16 protein-coding genes are annotated in these 17,516 nt (G+C 37.7%); 9 read left to right on the top strand and 7 right to left on the bottom strand.

Annotated features, from left to right (window positions below; translation table 11 throughout):
* The first annotated feature begins 3 nt into the window (after positions 1-3).
* The 8 genes from CXF71_RS20375 (at position 4) to yacG (ending at position 8,040) form a co-directional block, all read left to right on the top strand.
* A complete protein-coding gene (locus CXF71_RS20375; RefSeq protein ID WP_101234745.1) occupies positions 4-876 on the top strand; it encodes a lysylphosphatidylglycerol synthase domain-containing protein in 873 nt (290 codons plus the stop codon).
* Positions 873-1,904 (top strand): hypothetical protein, encoded by a 1,032-nt coding sequence (locus CXF71_RS20380; RefSeq protein WP_101234746.1) that lies wholly within the window; start codon positions 873-875, stop codon positions 1,902-1,904. Before CXF71_RS20375 ends, CXF71_RS20380 begins: the two co-directional genes overlap by 4 nt.
* A 235-nt stretch (positions 1,905-2,139) precedes the next feature.
* Positions 2,140-3,840 (top strand): type IV-A pilus assembly ATPase PilB, encoded by a 1,701-nt coding sequence (gene pilB, locus CXF71_RS20385; protein WP_101234747.1) that lies wholly within the window; start codon positions 2,140-2,142, stop codon positions 3,838-3,840.
* Between the two features lie 130 nt (positions 3,841-3,970).
* On the top strand, positions 3,971-5,227 hold the full coding sequence (locus CXF71_RS20390) for a type II secretion system F family protein (RefSeq protein WP_101234748.1): 1,257 nt from the start codon (positions 3,971-3,973) through the stop codon (positions 5,225-5,227).
* 132 nt (positions 5,228-5,359) lie between these two features.
* Entirely contained in the window at positions 5,360-6,241 is an 882-nt protein-coding gene (locus CXF71_RS20395; protein WP_442871945.1) for a prepilin peptidase, read from the top strand.
* Between the two features lie 51 nt (positions 6,242-6,292).
* Positions 6,293-6,901, top strand: a complete 609-nt coding sequence (gene coaE, locus CXF71_RS20400; protein WP_101234750.1) for a dephospho-CoA kinase — start codon at positions 6,293-6,295, stop codon at positions 6,899-6,901.
* Between the two features lie 64 nt (positions 6,902-6,965).
* Positions 6,966-7,718, top strand: coding sequence for a cell division protein ZapD (gene zapD / locus CXF71_RS20405; protein ID WP_101234751.1), 753 nt, complete (start codon positions 6,966-6,968; stop codon positions 7,716-7,718).
* 85 nt (positions 7,719-7,803) lie between these two features.
* A complete protein-coding gene (gene yacG, locus CXF71_RS20410) occupies positions 7,804-8,040 on the top strand; it encodes a DNA gyrase inhibitor YacG (protein ID WP_101234752.1) in 237 nt (78 codons plus the stop codon).
* 25 nt (positions 8,041-8,065) lie between these two features.
* On the opposite strand, the gene mutT is transcribed toward yacG, so the two are convergent.
* From mutT to CXF71_RS20425, 3 genes are all read right to left on the bottom strand, one after another.
* The gene (gene mutT, locus CXF71_RS20415; protein WP_101234753.1) at positions 8,066-8,500 is read right to left on the bottom strand and encodes an 8-oxo-dGTP diphosphatase MutT; all 435 of its coding nucleotides are present in this window, start codon (positions 8,498-8,500) and stop codon (positions 8,066-8,068) included.
* 69 nt (positions 8,501-8,569) lie between these two features.
* On the bottom strand, positions 8,570-11,251 hold the full coding sequence (gene secA / locus CXF71_RS20420) for a preprotein translocase subunit SecA (RefSeq protein WP_101234754.1): 2,682 nt from the start codon (positions 11,249-11,251) through the stop codon (positions 8,570-8,572).
* Between the two features lie 90 nt (positions 11,252-11,341).
* The gene (locus CXF71_RS20425; protein ID WP_101234755.1) at positions 11,342-12,238 is read right to left on the bottom strand and encodes a M23 family metallopeptidase; all 897 of its coding nucleotides are present in this window, start codon (positions 12,236-12,238) and stop codon (positions 11,342-11,344) included.
* Between the two features lie 69 nt (positions 12,239-12,307).
* On the opposite strand from CXF71_RS20425, the gene CXF71_RS20430 reads away from it, so the two are divergent.
* A complete protein-coding gene (locus CXF71_RS20430; RefSeq protein ID WP_101234756.1) occupies positions 12,308-12,814 on the top strand; it encodes a DUF721 domain-containing protein in 507 nt (168 codons plus the stop codon).
* A 90-nt stretch (positions 12,815-12,904) separates the two neighbouring features.
* Here CXF71_RS20430 and lpxC read toward each other — a convergent pair whose 3' ends face one another.
* The 4 genes from lpxC to CXF71_RS20450 form a co-directional block, all read right to left on the bottom strand.
* Positions 12,905-13,822 carry a UDP-3-O-acyl-N-acetylglucosamine deacetylase gene (gene lpxC / locus CXF71_RS20435; protein WP_101234757.1) on the bottom strand — a complete coding sequence of 306 codons (918 nt, stop codon included), beginning with the start codon at positions 13,820-13,822 and terminating at the stop codon, positions 12,905-12,907.
* Between the two features lie 283 nt (positions 13,823-14,105).
* Complete coding sequence (gene ftsZ / locus CXF71_RS20440) at positions 14,106-15,266, bottom strand: cell division protein FtsZ (protein ID WP_101234758.1); 1,161 nt, start codon at positions 15,264-15,266, stop codon at positions 14,106-14,108.
* A 123-nt stretch (positions 15,267-15,389) separates the two neighbouring features.
* Complete coding sequence (gene ftsA, locus CXF71_RS20445) at positions 15,390-16,625, bottom strand: cell division protein FtsA (RefSeq protein WP_101234759.1); 1,236 nt, start codon at positions 16,623-16,625, stop codon at positions 15,390-15,392.
* A complete protein-coding gene (locus tag CXF71_RS20450; protein ID WP_101234760.1) occupies positions 16,626-17,507 on the bottom strand; it encodes a cell division protein FtsQ/DivIB in 882 nt (293 codons plus the stop codon). It lies immediately after the preceding gene.
* Between the last annotated feature and the right edge of the window lie 9 nt (positions 17,508-17,516).

The following is a 17,516-nucleotide window of genomic DNA, read 5'->3' on the forward strand; positions in this document are numbered from 1 at the left end:
CTGATGAACAAAAAAAATCTAATTCAATCATTATTTGGTGTGACAACTTTGTTAGTTGCACTTGGCTACTTATTATCAGTTTGGTATGCAAACCCCGTAATGATAGAAGAGCAACTTAAAAGCACAAAAGTTGAAATCCTAGCTATTTCTACTGTACTTAGTATATTTGCTGGCCTATTTAACGCCCGGTTATGGTTTAAAATAAACTATCACTTAGATGAAACCATCAATTTCTCTACCTCTTATTGGGCCTGGTCCGTTGGCCGAATCTACCGTTACATACCCGGCAAGGTCGCGGGTTACTACATAAGAAATAAATTACAAAAAAGTCCAATAAAGATAGGTATTTCAGCATCAATTAGCGAGTTTATTCTAATATTGCTACCCATACTTTTTCTAGTAATAATTTACCTTGCGACATCAACATCCTTCATTTGGTTTGTGCTGCCATTATTACTATTGTTCCTCGGACTTTATTTTATCAAGCCCATATTAATGGTTTTTCCAAAAATAACAGAACAGTTCTTTTATTCTCCAAAAGAGGTTACTGATAAATTAAGATTTATCCTCCCTGCTATGTTACTCCACGGATTATCTTTTTATTTAATCATAAAGGTAGGATTAAGCGAAAACTCTATTAGTCTTTATCAAGCTGTTCTTGCATTATATATTAGCGGAATAGTAGGTCAGTTAGCATTAATAGTCCCAGGTGGCATAGGCGTAAGAGAAGCAGCTATTGTAGTCCTGCTTACAACTTTTGGTATCAATACAGACGTTGCTATTTCTGCTGCTATCATCTCCCGAGTGACCCTTTTGTTTAGTGAGTTATGTAATGTTACATTAGCCTTTATTTGCAAACAAGGACAAAGCAAATGATAAAAGTAGGTTTTTTTCCTGCTCATCCATCTCAGTTTTGGATGATGAAAGCTTTATATGACACTGCTCCTTCGGATGTTGAAATTCAATGGTTTATCAGAGATAAAGATGTCACAAAGAAACTTATCGATAGCTTCGAGATACCATATACTTTAGTTTCAAAAGCCCAAAGGGGCATAATAGGTAATGCTTTTGAGTTAGCTTTAAATATTTTTAAATTTTTATTGTTTTCAAAAAAAAATAAAATTGATATCTGGTTATCGAAGTATGGCGCTGTGAATATCGCTGCCTGGATATTAAATCAACCGAATATTTCATTTAATGATGATGACGCAGATATTGTTCCGTTGATTGCTTATACAAGTTATCCATTTGCGAATAAGGTTCTATGCACGAACTGGACAAGAATGGTTAAATTTGAATCCAAGGCTGTTTTCTATCCCTCTTTTCATGAACTTTTCTACCTCCACCCCAACCGATTTACAAAAGATTTAAACAAAGTATTATCTAATTTAAATATGAGGGAATTACAGCCTTATGTCATTATTAGATTATCATCTTTGGAAGCGCATCACGATGTTACCGCCGAAGGTATCTCTGCAGATTTACTGCGTACAATAATCAAAATGATTGGAAATGAATACCAAGTCTATATATCTTCTGAAAAAGATATATCACCAGAGTTTTCTAGATATCAATTAAAAATTGAAGCAGGAGATATGCACCACATATTAGCCTTCTCAAATGCCTGTATTGCTGATAGCCAAACCATGATCGCCGAAGCAGCCATCCTCGGGATTCCGTCATTAAGAATATCTACTTTTTCCAAAAAAATAGGATATTTGCAAGAACTTGAAAGAAGAGGCTTATGTCAAAGTATATTGCCTAATAGTGACAGTATATTTGAGGCTGTTGGGAGTTTAATGAATAGTTCGATCGAAGAAATAGAAGGTAAGAAAATTCAACTACTATCTGAAACAATTGACCCAGTTCCTTTTTTCTGGGAAGAAATACTAACTTATCAATAAGATAGCACGGGCAGCACCTACAACAACAACAACAACAACAACAACAACCAATGTATTGCCTTATCAGTTAATATTACCTGAATTATCCACCAATCTATAATGGAGTCCTGCTATGAAAGATGAAAGATGAAAGATGTGTTTAAATCTCTTTATGCTTTTATGCTTTTATCAGTTACACTGAATTTATTAAACAAAAAACAATTATAATTTTTCCAAAAGGTTATCTTCAAACGTTATGAAAGGAAGTCATCAGCAATCCAGTGTGTTATCTGCATTATCAAAGCAAAATCTTATTTCTTTGGAGTCTATCGATGACATCACTGCTGAATTTATTGGTAAGAATAAACCCTTTATACGTTTTTTAGTTGAAAATAAAAGCATTGATGGTACGAGTATCGCCAAAATACTCTCTAAAAGTTTTGGTTACCCTCAAATACAACTTAGCAACTTCGATACGACCCTTGTTCCTGAAGGTATACGAAATGAGAAATTAATATCTAAGCACAATGCTCTCCCACTATTTTTACGTGGTAAAGTGCTATTTGTTGCCATGTCAGACCCGACTAATTTAGATGCACTTGAAGAGATTCAATTTAATACTGGCTATAGCACAGAGTTAGTTTTATGTGATGAGAAAAGCCTGCAAACCTGTATTGAAAAAGTGCTTGAAGATGAAAGTGATGCCCTAAACATCAGTGATATTGATGCTGACGAGTTAGCAGGGATAGATGTCGCAGAGTCCAAAAAAGAGGAAGACAATACCAATAGCGAAGACGATGCACCTATTGTTGTTTTTATTAATAAAATATTACTCGATGCGATAAAAAAAGGTGCTTCCGACTTACACTTTGAGCCCTATGAAAAATCATTTCGCATTCGCTTCCGTATAGATGGAATTTTAAGTGAGATAGCTAGACCACCAGTAAGCTTAGCATCAAGAATGGCAGCACGCTTAAAGGTTATGTCTAAGTTGGACATTGCCGAGAGACGTGTACCACAAGATGGCAGGATAAAGCTGGCATTATCTAAGAAAAAGTCAATTGATTTTCGAGTAAGTACTTTACCCACCATGTGGGGTGAAAAAGTAGTTATGCGTATACTAGATTCATCAAGTGCTATGTTGGGCATTGATATGCTGGGTTATGAACCCGCTCAGAAAAAAATATACATGGAAGCACTTGAGCAACCCCAAGGAATGATTTTAGTTACTGGCCCAACAGGCTCAGGAAAAACGGTGTCCCTGTATACCGGTTTAAATATATTAAACACACAAGAACGTAATATATCTACAGCAGAAGATCCGGTCGAAATTAACCTTGAGGGCATTAACCAAGTCCAAATTAATAATCGTGCAGGTTTGACATTCCCCAGTGCGTTACGTTCATTCTTACGCCAAGATCCTGATATAGTCATGGTGGGTGAGATTCGAGATTTAGAAACCGCTGAGATTTCGATAAAAGCAGCACAAACCGGTCACTTGGTTCTATCAACACTGCACACTAACTCTGCAGCAGAAACTCTTACTCGTTTGCTGAACATGGGAGTGCCTTCTTATAATGTAGCAAGCTCTGTATCGATTATTATTGCTCAGCGACTTGCCAGGCGTTTGTGCCCACAATGTAAAGAAGAAGAACTTTTATCCGAAATGCAATTAGCCGAGCAAGGTTTTCCCGCAGATAAGTTAAGTGAAATAAAGCTATTTAAACCGGTAGGCTGTTCTCACTGCACAGGAGGCTACAAAGGGCGTGTTGGTATTTATGAAGTAATTAAAATTAGCCCAACTATAGCTTCGATCATTATGGAAGGCGGTAACTCGCTTGATATAGCAAAGCAGTGTCAAAAAGAAGGTTATAACAACCTTCGTCAATCCGGTTTAATAAAAGCAATGAGCGGCATGACAAGTTTGGCCGAAATTAACCGTGTCACTAGCGCTTAAGGGTAAATTCAGTTAACTTACCTATACTTAACGAATATTTACACTTAACTATATTTATATATTTAATATCTACACTTTATCTGCTTAAATATAGAGCAATAATAGTGTGATTCATGAATCAAGGTTACCTATGGCTATCACAAATAAAAAAAAATCAGCTAAAGATAAAATAAAAATAAAAGAGCCGGATATATTTATATGGGCTGGGGTTAATCGTAAAGGAAAAAAAATTAGCGGAGAACTTTCCGCGAATAGCATTAACGAACTAAAAACTCAACTGCGTAAGCAGGGTATAACACCCAGCCGAGTTAAGAAAAAAGCTAAGCCTTTATTCGGTCTTGGTGGCGATAAACCGATAACACCTATGGACATTGCGGTTCTCACCAGGCAAATTGCTACCATGCTAGGTGCTGGTGTACCTTTGGTGCAGACTATTGAAATGATAGGTAAGGGTCATAATAACGGCAATATGCGCAAGCTTCTGGCTGATATTGCCATTAAATTATCCTCTGGTATCCCGTTATCAGACTGTCTACGTGATCATCCCATTTATTTTGACGATCTCTATTGTGATTTAGTTGCATCCGGCGAGCAATCAGGTGCCTTAGAAACCATTTATGGTCGTATCGCTACTTATAAGGAAAAAGCGGAGGCGTTAAAAAGTAAAATTAAAAAAGCCATGGTTTATCCTATAGCGGTATTAGTCATTGCTTTTATTGTAACTTCAATTCTCCTTATTTTTGTTGTGCCGGTTTTTCAAGACATATTTGCTGGTTTTGGTGCTGAATTACCTGCATTTACTTTAATGGTAATTGCTCTATCAGAGTTTATGCAAGCTTATTGGTATTTTGGCTTAGCTGCATTCTACATAGCATTTTTCTTGTTTAAACGAGCGCATAGAAACAGTCAAAAGCTACGTGATAATGTCGATAAGAATATTTTAAAGTTACCCGTTATTGGTGATTTGTTAGAAAAAGCCGCCGTTGCCCGCTATGCCCGTACATTATCAACCACCTTTGCTGCTGGGGTTAACCTTATAGATGCCCTAGAATCTGCGGCAGGTGCTGCTGGTAATGCGGTATTCCGTGATGCCATTCTAGAAGTGCGCGCCGAAGTGACTTCAGGCATGCAAATGAACTTAGCGATGCGTAACTGTAATATATTCCCTGATATGGTTATTCAAATGGTTGCCATTGGCGAGGAATCAGGGGCTGTTGATGATATGCTTTCTAAAGTCGCTAATGTCTATGAACAACAAGTGGATGATGCTGTTGATGGTTTAACTGCCCTGTTAGAGCCAATGATTATGGCGGTATTAGGTGTTGTTATTGGTGGTTTAATTATCGCCATGTATCTACCAATATTTCAAATTGGTGCAATTGTATAAACCTATCTAAAAAGTGAAGCAGCAATATCTTTTGCTACTTCTCTTTTAATGTTCAAGTTCAAGTTCAATTCATTTATAACTTCAGTATTAAACGTGGAATCCACTTTGTTATACAATAATTTATTATCGATTATCGACAACTTATCCCAACTATTTATTCAACTTCCGACTTTCTTTTATATTACTGTGGGCTTTATATCTTTGGCTATAGGAAGTTTTCTTAATGTTGTCATTTATCGCATCCCTAAAATAATGGAATATAGCTGGTATCATGATTGCCGCGAGTTTCTAGCCGATGAAGTTGCCGATATTAAAGCAAAAGAACTCACAAAAATTACTTTATCCAAACCCGATTCTACTTGTCCACATTGTGGTCATAAAATACGATTTTACGAAAACATTCCTTTACTGAGTTGGTTAGTACTAAAGGGAAAATGTAGCCAGTGTACAAATAAAATATCTGCTCGCTATCCTTTAGTTGAGCTGTCAACAATGCTGCTAAGCCTTGTTGTTGCCTATCATTTTGGTCCTACAATAACGACATTTTGGGTTTTATTATTAACTTGGTGTTTGATTTCACTCACTATGATTGATTTTGACCATATGTTACTGCCCGATCAAATCACCTTGCCATTGTTATGGTTAGGTTTATTGATAAACATAAATGGAACTTTTGTGCCTTTAACCGATGCCGTTATTGGCGCAGCCGTTGGTTATATGAGCCTGTACTCTGTCTTTTGGCTATTTAAACTCTTTACAGGCAAGGAAGGCATGGGCTTTGGTGACTTTAAGTTATTTGCTGTTTTTGGAGCCTGGCTCGGTTGGCAATTGTTGCCGTTACTCATTTTAATGGCATCGGTAGTTGGCGCAATTGTTGGCATTACTTTAGTGTTATTTAAAAACCATCAAAGAGAACAAGGCATTCCTTTTGGACCCTATTTAGCAGTAGCGGGTTGGATCACGCTATTATGGGGTGAGGGCATTTGGTCATGGTACTTACAAAATATTCTTTGATTCACAAGTTAAGTTATAAGTTACTCTCAATATGTCTGAGTTTTTTTAATCATGTCTAAACTAGTTATTGGTCTTACTGGCGGCATAGGTAGCGGTAAGACTACAGTTACTAATTACTTTGCAGAATTAGGTGTTGATATTATTGATGCTGATATCATCGCTAGAGAAGTAGTAGCGATTAACAGCCCTGCATTAAAAGCAATAGCTCAACACTTTGGTGATGATTATATACAAGCCGACGGTCAACTTAACCGAGCATTATTGCGTAGTCGTATATTTTCCAATAATGACGACAAACTTTGGTTGAATAACCTTTTACACCCTTTAATCCGAAGTCATCTTATCGAGCAAACTAATAAGGCGAAGAGCCCTTATTGTATTTTAGTTGCCCCTTTATTGATTGAAAATAATTTACTGCCTCTTGTCAATCAAGTATTGGTAGTTGATGTTAATGAAAGCACCCAATTAGAGAGAACCATGCAAAGAGATGGTACTTCATTACAAGAAGTTAAAGCGATATTAGCGAGTCAAACAAATCGAACTAAAAGACTTAGCGTTGCCGATGATGTTATTAACAACGACACGACTAACCTAGCTGAAGTCAAAAAAATGGTTATATCATTGGATAAAAAGTATTTAGCCTTGACAAAAATGGTTTAAAAATCAACAATAAAATAATCCATTATTTATTTACACTTCAGGTTAACAGGTTTCAAAACGTTGTATGTCTACGGTCTTATATGAACATCCGCTCAATGAGCGCATACGAAATTATTTAAAAATTGAGCAACTATTCGCTCAGGCATATTCATGCCTTAGTGGAGACATCAGCATAAAGACGAGTCATCAAGTATTTTTTAATGCGTTATTTTCTATTTTAGATACTTTAGAGCGTAACGATGTGCGTGGTGATTTAATTAAAGACTTAGAAAAACTAGAACAAAACCTCGTTGTTTGGTCCAAAGCTCCTGATGTTGATACTAGCGCCCTTGAGAAAAATCTAACTGAGACGGTTAAATTAGTTAGTCACCTTAGAATTTCCCGCCCTACTTGGATGCAACTTAAAGAAGATAAATTGCTCTCCTGTTTGAAACAACGTTTTGCCATTCAAGGGGGAAGCTCAAGCTTTGATCTACCACAATTACATTTCTGGCTTCATCAAGATGAAGAGAAAATTAGACTAGAAATACAGCAATGGCTAAATTTACTGAGTGATATATCCTCTGCACTAGCCCTTGTGCTCAAATTCATCCGTCTACGCGCTGAGTTTGAAACTATTGAAGCTGATAGTGGCTTTTACCAAGATAATGGTGAAGGGCTTTTATTATTGCGAATAAAGTTAGCTAAAGATGCTGCATATTACCCAACAATAAGTGGTAACAAATTCCGATACTCGATACGTTTTATGCTACCTTGCCAACATACAGGTAGACGCTATGCCAACCAAGCAACGGTGTTTCAATTAGCGCGTTGCTAACATTATTGAAAGCAGGCTAATTATTCCATCGCCTAAAATTTCGTGTATAATTAGTATCACTTCACCCTTTAAATAAAATAAACCCATGACCTTAAAAGTTCCCTGTCCTCAATGTAAAACAGCTGTTGTCTGGCAAGAAAGTAGCGAATATCGACCTTTCTGCAGTAAACGATGCCAACTTATTGATCTAGGAGAATGGGCTGACGAAGGACACAAAATCAGCCAAAACATTCAAGTAGACACTGTTTTATCAGAAGAGATGTTAGATGCAATGGAAGATGAGTTTTTACTTAATAATAAGTTTTTTGTTGAACCAGAATAACGTTACCTGCACTAGAAAAAGCCTGCTAGAAGTGTTTTTCTAAGAGCTTGTCGATAATAGCTTTGTTAGCCTCTGGAAAATCTAACGTCTCAAAGTCATTCAATGTATACCAACCTTGACCTTGTCCTTCTTGTGCACTGGGCTCACCAATAAAGTTATCAACAATAAAAACCTCTAAACAGACACTTTTATCAGCCTTTCCACTTCCTTCTTTAGCTAGGTAAGTATGTTCAATTTTAATTAACGGCTGGCAAGATAAGACATCAATCGCCACTTCCTCTTTAAGCTCTCTAGCGAGCGCTTGAGCAACCGTTTCATCTTTTTCCACCTTACCACCTGGAAACTCCCATTTTCCTCCCTGATGAGCCTCTTGCAATCGCTTAGTTAAGAAATAGAGAGTACCTTCTTCTTCACAACATCTTGTAATAACCCCTACCGCAACGTGAACAACTTTATTCATAATTTCTCTACTGTATATAATAAAAAAGCCAGTCTATTGACTGGCTTTTATTGATAACAAGTTTAGCTATTAAGCTAACTTGCCATGACATTGTTTATATTTCTTACCTGAACCACACGGGCAAGGCTCATTTCGACCTACGCGAGGAGATTGAGCTTGCTCACTAGGGCTTGATGCCGATTGATGTTGAAAATCCATAGGAATTTCTTCAGACTTTCGATGTTGCTCTTCAACCGCTTCAACATCTGACTCAGCACGAATTTGTACTTTAGATAAAATGCCCACAACATCATATTTCAAGTTATCTAACATTTCTGTAAACAACTCAAAAGATTCACGCTTAAATTCTTGCTTTGGATTTTTTTGTGCATGAGCACGCAGTCCGATACCTTGACGAAGGTGATCCATCGCTGATAAATGTTCTTTCCAATGCGAATCTAAGCTTTGTAACATGACTGCTTTTTCAAACTGGCGTAAAACATCAGGACCAACAGCTTCTTCTTTATCTTTATAAGCTTGTTCAAATTCAGTAATGATCTTTTCGCGTAAGCTTTCTTCATGAAGTTTACTGTCTTCTTCAAGCCATTTTGCGATAGGTAACTCTGTTGAATAGTCACCTTTTAATTGTTCTTCAAGGCCCTGAACATCCCACATTTCGTCTAATGATTGTCGTGGAATGTGCTGATCAATAACTCCATTAATCACATCACCACGAATAGCACTAACGACTTCGCCAATTTCATCATTATCAAGTAATTCATTACGTTGCTCGTAGATAACACCACGTTGATCATTAGCAACGTCATCATATTCTAGTAACTGCTTACGCATATCAAAGTTACGACCTTCAACTTTGCGCTGAGCATTCTCAATACTACGAGTCACCCAAGGGTGTTCAATCGCTTCACCGTGTTCCATACCTAACTTACGCATCATATTAGAAATACGTTCAGAGGCAAATATACGCATCAATGAATCTTCCATTGATAAGTAAAAACGGGTAGAACCTTCATCACCTTGACGTCCCGAACGGCCACGAAGTTGATTATCGATACGTCTAGACTCATGTCTTTCTGTTGCGACTATATGCAAGCCACCTAACTCAAGTACACGATCATGGTCAATTTTCCACTGCGCTTTAGCTTTCGCTATATCATCTTCAGTAGGGTTTGTTAATTTAGCGATAATCGCATCTAAATTACCACCTAAAACGATATCCGTACCACGACCTGCCATATTGGTAGCGATAGTAACGGCGTTTTCTTTACCAGCATCAGCAACAATTTCGGCTTCCTGTTGGTGGAACTTAGCATTAAGCACTTTGTGTTTAATTTTTTCTTTTTTCAAGAAGTCAGATAAGAATTCCGAAGTTTCGATAGCAATAGTACCCACAAGTACTGGTTGTCCTCGCTTCACGCAATCTTGAATGTCAGCAAGAATAGCTTCAAATTTTTCGTCTGTTGTTAAGTAAATCAAATCAGCCATGTCCTTACGAATCATTGGTTGATTAGTAGGAATGATAACAGTCTCTAGACCATAAATGTGATTGAACTCGAAAGCTTCAGTATCCGCAGTACCCGTCATACCGGATAGCTTTTCATAAATTCTGAAATAGTTTTGGAAAGTTATAGAAGCGAGTGTTTGGTTTTCATTTTGAATATTAACGCCTTCTTTCGCTTCAACTGCTTGATGAAGACCTTCAGACCAACGACGTCCTTCCATCGTACGACCGGTGTGTTCATCAACAATAACTATTTCGTCATCTTTAACAATATAATCGACATCTTTATGAAATAACTTATGTGCACGAAGTGCGGCCATAACATGGTGCAATAAGGTTATATTAGCGGCTGAAAATAAAGTGTCGCCTTCTGTTAATAACTCTTTTTCTACCATGATCTCTTCAATATGAATTTGACCACGCTCTGTTAGATATACTTGTTTAGCTTTTTCATCAATAGTGAAGTCACCCGTGCTCTCTTCACCTTCTTTATCTTCTTCTTCTTGCTGTTCAAGCGTTGGCACTAGGGTATTAATGATTTTATATAATGCTGAACTATCTTCAGCTTGACCTGAAATAATAAGCGGTGTTCTAGCTTCATCAATTAAGATTGAATCTACTTCATCAATAATTGCAAAATGTAGTGGTTTTTGAGAGCGTTCTTGTGGAGAGAACACCATATTGTCACGTAAATAATCAAAACCAAATTCGTTATTAGTACCGTAAGTGATATCTGATTGATAAGCAGCTTGCTTACCTTCAGTTGTCATACCAGCAACGTTACAACCTACAGTCATCCCAAGAAATTCAAATAAAGGACGACTCCAATCTGCATCACGCGTAGCTAGGTAATCATTCACGGTAATAACATGCACACCTTTACCGGTTAGCGCATTAAGATATGATGGTAAAGTTGCCGTTAGGGTTTTACCTTCACCAGTACGCATTTCAGCAATTTTGCCGTCATTAAGTACCATGCCGCCAATCATTTGCACATCGAAATGACGCATACCAAAGACACGTTTACTCGCTTCCCTAACTACAGCAAAAGCTTCTGCTAATAATTGCTCTACCGTTTCACCTTGACTAAATCGCTCTTTAAACTCACTCGTTTTGGCTTTTAATTCTTCATCACTTAACGCTTCTAAAACAGGTTCAAGTGCGTTGATTTTATTTACTTCTTTGCCCATTTGTTTTAGTAATCTATCATTTCGACTACCAAATATTTTTGTTAACAAACTTCCAAACATCTTATTTAAACCATTTAGTGAGAATTATTAGTGGCTATAATTGCCACCATTCTTGAATTTATTATTATAACCGCTTAACGTTTTAGCTGGCTACTTCCCTTTGCGATAAACAAACTTAATTGGGTCAATTTGCTTATTATTTCGTAAAATTTCATAATGAACATGTGGCCCAGTGGAGCGGCCGGTACTACCCATACGTGCAATCTTTTGCCCTTTATTTACGACATCACCGACATTTACCAGTAAATTTTTATTATGACCATAGCGTGTAATTAAGCCATCACCATGATTAATTTCAATTAGATTTCCATAACCATAACGCTTACTTGCCCATGTGATAACTCCAGAAGCAGTAGCAATAATGGCGGTATCTTCTTTGCCTGCAAAATCGACACCTTTGTGCATGGTTGGTTTACCATTAAAGGGGTCTTTACGAACGCCATAGTAAGAGGATAACCAGCCTTTGACTATTGGTCGACCCGATAAGTAACCATTATTTTGTATATGGTGACCAAAGTTTAAAGATTCAAGCATTTGTAGTTGTTTTTCTTCATAATTTATCTTACTTTCAAAATGCTCGATTTCAATAAAGAGTTGTTCTAGTGTTTTATCATTGACTAAAAAGGTATTCGATACAGGGCCACCACTAACGGGTAGCTGATTGAAGTTAAATTCTTTTGCTGGAATGTTAGCGTCATCTGCTAAGCGTTCACCTAGCGCATTTAAACGCAACACTTGGCTTTGTAATTCGGCTAGCTTGATAGTTAAGGCGGTAATTTTTTGATCTTCAACATGTATTGGTGCTGAGTTAACTTGTGCTAAAACTTGGTATTTTTCGCCATTAGGTTGCAATTTATTACTAACAAGTAGATGAACAACTAGCCCTGAAATTAGCGCAAAGGCAAACACCGCGGATAACCAATGCAATTTAGTTAATCGCATTGAAAATCTGACGTTCTTTCCACGGTATAGTAGTGTTAAACTCATAGGACTCTATTTCGGTTAATTTGTTCAGTAGCTTTTATTACTGAATTTTGCTAATTTTTGGTGACAACAATGGCTAGAAAATCAAAAGTCCCTATTAATATGTCAGCCCTATTGCAAACTACGACAGGCACTTTGGCACATATTCAAACAAAAACCAACTCTTTGACTATTTTGGCGGACATTGTACGGCAAATTTGCCCTGATTTACCAGTTGATGCTTGGCATATTGCAAATTGCCGACATGACACCCTAATTATAGAGGTGAAATCACCGGTCTGGGGACAAAGATTACAGTTTGAACGTAATACCATTTGCAATGCATTAATGAAGAGTACTGACGGTACTTTTAGCAAAATTGAAATTAAAGTTAATCCGCAGGGTTTCCGCCAGCAGCGACATCAAGTTACCGAAAAAACGCGTGCTGATCTTTTACAACTTGCTCAAGCTGTGGCACCGAAAAATAATGCCGTGGTAAATGAAAAAACAGCAAAACAGTTTCTTGAAATAGCTAAAAATGCACCAAAAGGCTTGAAGGAAAAACTTGAAAAGTTAGCGAGAGTTGCAGGAAGAAGGTAGCTAGAGTCGACAATTAAACTCTGCGAACATTGTCGTCACTATTATTTAGGAGTGCTGAATGTTCGCATTTTAAAGCAGATTGATAATAGGTTAAAATGCTGTCGCATTTATCTCCTGATATTCTATAGGTGAGGCTTTATCACCTTCATATGTTACCCATTCCCATGAGTCAGTCTGTTTAAAAACTTCTCTAAGTAATAAGTTATTTAAGCCATGTCCAGATTTAAAGGCATTTAATTCACCTAAAATACTCGCACTGCACATATAAAGATCGCCAATAGCATCAAGTATCTTATGCTTTACGAACTCATCATCATAACGTAATTCATTTTTATTCAGCATACGATAATTATCAAGTACTATGGCATTTTCTAAACTGCCACCTAATGCTAAATTATGAGAGCGCAAAAATTCGATATCTTTCATAAAACCGAACGTTCGAGCACGACTAATTTCTTTAATATAAGAGCAACTAGAAAAGTCCATGCTCATGGTCTGGCAAGTTTTTTCTATTACAGGATGTTCAAATTCAATTGAAAAATTGACTCTAAAACCTTCATAAGGCAATAACTCTGCCCATTTGTCACCCTCTTCAACACGAATTGGCTTTTTAATACGTAGAAAACGTTTAGGCACATTTAATGTCTCAATGCCAACCGATTGTATCAAGTAAACGAAAGGTAAAGCACTGCCATCCATAATTGGGATTTCAGCCGAATCAACATCGACAATTAAATTATCAATGCCTAAGCCAGCAAGAGCAGAGAGTAAGTGCTCAACAGTTGATACTTTAACTTGCTGTTCGTTAACTAAACAGGTACATAACGTTGTTTCGCCCACAGCTTCTGGTGTCGCTTTGATATCAACCACAGGGTTAAGATCAATACGACGGAAAACAATACCGGTGTTTGCTGGTGCAGGACGGAGAGTAACCTGCACTTTTTCACCTTTATGTAAACCAACACCAACTGTTGACACACTTGTTTTTAATGTACGTTGCTTAATCATATCAGCCTTGCTTACTTTGCTTTATATTAGTTAATAAATGCAATTACTTAGGTGAAGGTTCTAATTAGCGACTTAAGCTATTTACAACACTTCACTCACCGCAATTTATCCCATCGTTAAGATGAACAAATCACCAACACCATTAAATTTAGGCATTAAGTCGCTAAATTTAATGATTAAAGCCGCTTTGCCACTTTAATCGGCGCATAATATATCAAAAAAAAGCGCTAAAATCAAAAATACCAATAACAACGCGAGTTAATTGATACCTTTTGAGTCATAGTTAGTCAGCTTGCTTACGTAAAAATGCCGGTATATCTAGATAAGTATCTAAGTCTGTTGCCGCTACTTTTTGTGCATTACTATCCGTCATGGCTATAGCATCAGTAGCTATTTTAACCTGCGGAGCTGCTGGTGTATAATCACCACCCACTACTTTTGGTTCTGCCATTGGCATAGGATTAACTAAGGTAATATCAGGTTTACTTTCAGCGCCAATACCCGTAGCAACAACCGTAACGCGAAGTTCATCAGTCATGTCCATATCAATGACAGCACCCACAACAACAGTAGCATTTTCAGAAGCAAACGCTTTAACGGCATTACCAACGGTTTCAAACTCATCGATGCTAATATCCATGCCTGCAGTAATGTTCACTAAAATACCGCGGGCACCTGCTAAATCGACATCTTCAAGTAAAGGACTCGAAATAGCTGCATCAGCTGCTTCTTGCGCTCTATCATCACCAGATGCAGTTCCAGATCCCATCATGGCAGTACCCATCTCAGACATTACCGTTTTCACATCCGCAAAATCGACGTTTATTAAACCTGGACGAGTAATTAGCTCCGCAATACCTTGCACTGCGCCAAGTAGCACATTATTTGCCGCTTTAAAGGCATCTAATAAACTTGTGCCAGGGCCAAGTACTTTCAGTAATTTTTCATTCGGAATAGTTATAAGTGAATCAACGCTTTTAGATAAAAACTCAATGCCTTGGTCGGCATAGTTCATTCGCTTTTTACCTTCAAATGGGAAGGGTTTAGTTACGACTGCAACCGTTAAAATCCCCATTTCTTTTGCAATTGCAGCAACCACTGGTGCTGCACCAGTACCTGTACCACCGCCCATACCAGCAGCGATAAAGACCATATCGGCACCTTGCAAAGCTTGCTTAATTGTTTCTCTGTCTTCTTCAGCTGCACAACGGCCAATTTCAGGATTAGCACCCGCACCTAAGCCTTTTGTTACATCGGCGCCAAGCTGTAGAGTGACATTGGCAGAAGAATTACGTAGCGCTTGAGAATCAGTGTTGGCCGTAATAAACTCTACACCTTCAATCGTTTGTAAAACCATGTGCTCAACAGCATTACCACCACCGCCACCAACACCAATAACTTTAATTGTTGCTTCTGCGCTATGGTCTTCCATTAATTCAAACATTATCTCTCTCCGTTTTACTTACAATAACTTAAAATTTTTAATAAACTGTTGTTAAATGTTACTTTCTTAACGACAACTCGATATAGCTGTTATTTCCATTATACAGCTCTCAACATAATTTCTTTAAAATTCGCCTTTAAACCAAGCATGTATTCTTGACCAAATATCGCCAACACTTTCACGTTTACTTTTAATACTCTCGACTTCACTTGTCGCCTGCATTCCGTAATGCAAAAGGCCAACAACCGTTGCGTAACTAGGGTCGTTTACATATTCTTTTAACCCTTGTACTGCTAATGGGTTGGCAATACGAACTGGCATTTGAAAAATTTCTTCTGCAAATTCAAGTACACCTTCCATTTTCGCCGTACCGCCTGTTAACACATAACCGGCAGCGATTTGATCTTCTAAACCTGACTCTCTAATTTCGTCTTGAATTAGCTCGAACAATTCTTGATATCTTGGTTCAACCACTTCACATAAAGTATGGCGTGACATTGAACGAGCAGGACGACCACCAACACTGGGTACATCTATGCTATCTTCCATGCTAACTAATTCTTTTAAAGCACAGGCGTATTGCACCTTAATATCTTCGGCATGACTTAATGGTGTTCGAAATATTTTCGAAATATCACTAGTCACTTGGTTACCCGCAACAGGTATTACCGCAGTATGTCGTAAAGTACCGCCAGTAAAAACTGAGATATCCATAGTGCCTGCGCCCATATCAACTACACACACACCTAACTCTTTTTCATCATCGGTCAACACAGCATAACTTGACGCTAGCGCTGAAAAAATCAACTGGTCAGCAGTTAAATCACAGCGTTCAACACACTTAACTAAATTCTTAGCCATATCATTAGCACAAGTAACGATATGTACTTTTGCTTCCATACGTACACCTGACATACCAATTGGGCTTTTAATACCGTCTTGACAATCAATACTGTACTCTTGAGGAAGTACGTGCAACATACGACGTTCAGCTGAAATAGGTACTGAGCGTGCAGTATGAATTACATTATCAATGTCTTCTTGAATGACTTCTTTGTCATTAATTGGCACCATGCCATTTTCATTTTGGCAACTAATATGTTTACCAGATATGCCTAAATAAATAGAGCTTATTTGACAGTCAGCCATTAATTCAGCTTCATTAATGGCGCGTTGTATTGCTTGAATAACTAAATTCAAGTCATTGACACCGCCCTTATCCATACCGCGAGCAGGTTGATTACCGACACCAATAATACTTAATTGATTGTCAGGTGTGATCTCCCCTACTGCGACAGATATTTTGGAGGTGCCTATATCAAGACCGACCACTAATTTTCTTTCTGCTGCTTTAGACATTTAACTTAAACTCTTAACTAATTGTGCTAGTTTTAGGTGATTATTATTGTTATTTTTTTGTAATTTATTTTGTGTCTTATGTTGGGTAATACTATCTACTGTTTTCCAACCAACAGCCAATCCAGTATCATACCGCAAATCTATGTAATCAACCGCCTGATTTTTCTGTTTTTCCGCAATTATTTTTGCTTTTAGCTGTGCTTTAATTATTGGATAAACGTCCATAAAGCGTTGAATACGCTCAACTCGCTCTTCTCGACCTAAATTAAGGGTCACGCCATCATTGAGCGTTAACTGCCAAGAGAAGCGTTCACTCAATACTAGTTCATCAATTTCTAGCGTTTCAAAATCAAGCAATGCATTGAAATTTCTATAATTTTCAAGCGCCACCATCTCAGTTCCCTCAGGGCCAAAGAAGTTAGGTAGATAATGATTTATACGTTCAAGATCCGCCTGAAAAACCTGTCCAAGTTGATTGATCAAAAAGTTGCCATTCCATAATGCAACCGGACTTTGATCAACCACATATATCTTTAGCTCATTTGGCCACTGTTTTCTAACGGCTACCGAGTAAACCCAAGGTAAGGCGAGTACATAGTTTTGTACTTCATTCACATCGACCTGAAAAAAGTTGCCCATATCAACCCCTTCTATGGCATTGATGATATCTTTTCGCTCACTATAGGGCATCTCCCCTGAAATGACGATTGAAGTTACTGGCGCACTTTCCTGGCCAATAAAATGCTGAGTAAGCCACCAACTAATCGTTATTAAGCTGAACAACACCACAACAAAAAAGACTAATCCCAAGCCAAACGACAAGGCACTAGCTTGGCCTTGCTGAATTGCTTTTTGAGATATTTTTTGTTGCTTAGTTGCCATAATATCTGT

The organism is Colwellia sp. 12G3, from assembly GCF_002836775.1.
Taxonomy (GTDB): Bacteria; Pseudomonadota; Gammaproteobacteria; order Enterobacterales; family Alteromonadaceae; genus Colwellia.